Annotated in this window: 3 protein-coding genes; 1 reads left to right on the top strand and 2 read right to left on the bottom strand. The window is 69.6% G+C overall.

Annotation, left to right across the window (positions count from 1 at the left end; all coding sequences use genetic code 11):
• Positions 1 to 376 precede the first annotated feature (376 nt).
• Positions 377 to 1,132, bottom strand: a complete 756-nt coding sequence (locus PUT80_RS46170; protein ID WP_275295916.1) for an alpha/beta hydrolase — start codon at positions 1,130 to 1,132, stop codon at positions 377 to 379.
• Between the two features lie 67 nt (positions 1,133 to 1,199).
• Here PUT80_RS46170 and PUT80_RS46165 point away from each other — a divergent pair, with 67 nt between their 5' ends.
• Positions 1,200 to 1,619 carry a MarR family transcriptional regulator gene (locus PUT80_RS46165; protein WP_275295915.1) on the top strand — a complete coding sequence of 140 codons (420 nt, stop codon included), beginning with the start codon at positions 1,200 to 1,202 and terminating at the stop codon, positions 1,617 to 1,619.
• Here the strand turns inward: PUT80_RS46165 and PUT80_RS46160 are convergent.
• The coding region (locus tag PUT80_RS46160; RefSeq protein WP_275295914.1) for a WYL domain-containing protein at positions 1,562 to 2,161 on the bottom strand (600 nt) is incomplete at its 5' end. The two genes, PUT80_RS46165 and PUT80_RS46160, sit on opposite strands and share 58 nt — an antisense overlap.

The following is a 2,161-nucleotide window of genomic DNA, read 5'->3' as shown; positions in this document are numbered from 1 at the left end:
GGCGTGCGGCGGGGAGGCGCGGTGGGGCGCGACAGGGATGTGAGGTGGGGTGCGGCGGGGGTCGCGAGGCGGGGCGCGGCGAGGTCGTCGGGTGCGACTCGGCGGGGCGCGAGGTGCGGCGCGATACGGCCGGGTAGCGCGGAGCTGGCGGAAGAATTCGGTCGGCGGAGGGCGTGCTCTGCCTGTGCCGAGCGTGCTTCCGCGCGGCCTTGGTCGCGGGAGACTTTAGGGGGGTCGCCGGACGGTACGTGCCAGGCGGTGCACCACGCCGTTTCTTCCGCGGGGCCGTACTCGTTCGCCAGTCGCGCGGCGGGCATCTGCCGCCGGACGCGGCGCAAAGTGGGTCGGAGTTCTGGTTCCCCGCGGGTTGTCGTGGTTATGCGTCAAGGGCGAGCAGCGCGCCGAGCAGTTCCTCCGGCGTTTCGACCTGCGGCAAATGCCCGGTACGAGGAAGCACAGTAAAGGTCGAACCCGGGATCGCCGCGGCATAGGCCTCGCCGTACCCAGGATCGGCGATGCGGTCGCTTTCGCCCCACAGGACGTGGACCGGGATGTCCGCTTTGCCCAGTCGCTCGGCCAGTGTCGGGTCGGTCATCGCCGGGCCGGTGTAACCCACCAGTGCCAGGACGTCCGGGCTCGGGCCGGTGCTCCCGGCGGGCGGTACCGGGGCCTTTGACGGGTCGTGGAACGAGAACTGCTGGATTTCGGCGACGGTCTTGCCGCGGACGTCGGCCAGTGGGTGTCCGGCGACTTCGATGCCGATGCCGTCCACGATCACTGCGCGGCTGACGCGCGGGCTGTGCAGCAGGGCGATTTCCGCGGCCAGCCAGCCGCCGAAGGAGTTGCCGATCACGGTCACGTTCGAGGCGTCTAGGTGGTCTAGCAGGGCGACGTACGCCTTGGCCAGTGCGGTGACGTCGGTGAGTTCAGCCGCTTTCGGGGTGCCGTTGAAACCGGGGTGGGTGGGGAGCAGGACGCGCGAGTGGGTGCGTTCCGCCAGCAGGTCGGCGAAACCGGCCATCGTCGCGACGCCGCCTCCGCCGTGCAGCAGCAGGAACGTCTGGGTGCGGTCGTGGACGGCGAGTTCGACCGGTCCGGCCGAGGGGATCTGGAGCGTCTCCGAGGAAGTCATATCAGGAACCTTATATAAGGAAGTTTATATAAGCAACCTGTTTCGCTACGGGGTAGGCTCCCCGGCTATGAGGTACCGCCACGCCGACGTCGCACTGGCCGTCAAGCGCCTGCAGCACCGCCATCACCGCGCGCTGAGCCAGGCGTTGCAGCCGCTCGGGCTGTCGCTCGTGCAGTGGGACACCTTGCGGCACTTGGCGAATCACCCGGAGGCGTCGCTGCACGACCTTGCCGTGCTGACCTTTCAGACCGACCAGTCCTTCGGCACGCTGGCCGCGCGGATGGTCGAGCGCGGCCTGATCGAGCGGGTGCCGGGGCCGGGTCGCGCGGTGCGGCATCGGCTTACGGAGAAGGGCTCGGAGCTGCGGGCGGCGGGGCAGGAACTGGCGGACGTCGTGGTGAAGAAGTCGTTCAGCCGGCTTTCGGCGGCTCAGCTCAACGAGCTGGGTGCGTTGCTGGATGTCGCGCTGGAGGAGGATCCGGCGTAACCGGTCAGCCGGTCGGCGAGCGCGCGCATCTGGTCGCGGAGTGCGTCCGGCCGCTCGATGACGAACGGCCGGTCGAGTGCGGCGAGGCGCGGCGGGATCCAGTCGAGGCGTTCGGCCCGGATGCGCGCGCGGACCCACGGGTCGTCGGCTTCCAGAATGGCGATGGACGGCGGGAACATCGCGCGGATTTCTTCTGCGGTCGCGCGGATCCGCACTGCTACCTCGTGCTGGTGCGGTGCTTCGGCGATGCCGGTCAGTACTTGGCGGGCGGGGTCGAAATCCGTTGGGGCGCTGAAGGTTCCGTCCTGCGGTTCGGCCCGCTCGATGCGGTCGACGCGGAACGTGCGCACCTGTCCGGCACTTGAGTCGAAGCCGGTGAGATACCAACGGCCGGAATGTGCCACGACACCGTACGGCTCGACGACGCGTTCGCTGCTTCGACCGTGCGCCGCGGTGTAGGCGAGTTTGACCGGACGCTGGTCGCGCGCTGCCTCGGCGACTGCGAGGAGTACCTCTGCCTCGGCGGTGAGGGCGGGGCGGGC

This window comes from Amycolatopsis sp. La24 (genome assembly GCF_029087445.1).
Taxonomy (GTDB): domain Bacteria; phylum Actinomycetota; class Actinomycetes; order Mycobacteriales; family Pseudonocardiaceae; genus Amycolatopsis; species Amycolatopsis nivea.
This window is presented reverse-complemented; position numbering and strand designations above follow the sequence as displayed.

Bases quoted from the DNA above. Each gene is read 5' to 3' on its own strand.
- PUT80_RS46170 (WP_275295916.1), bottom strand. From the start codon at position 1,132: ATGACTTCCTCGGAGACGCTCCAGATCCCCTCGGCCGGACCGGTCGAA.
- PUT80_RS46165 (WP_275295915.1), top strand. From the start codon at position 1,200: ATGAGGTACCGCCACGCCGACGTCGCACTGGCCGTCAAGCGCCTGCAG.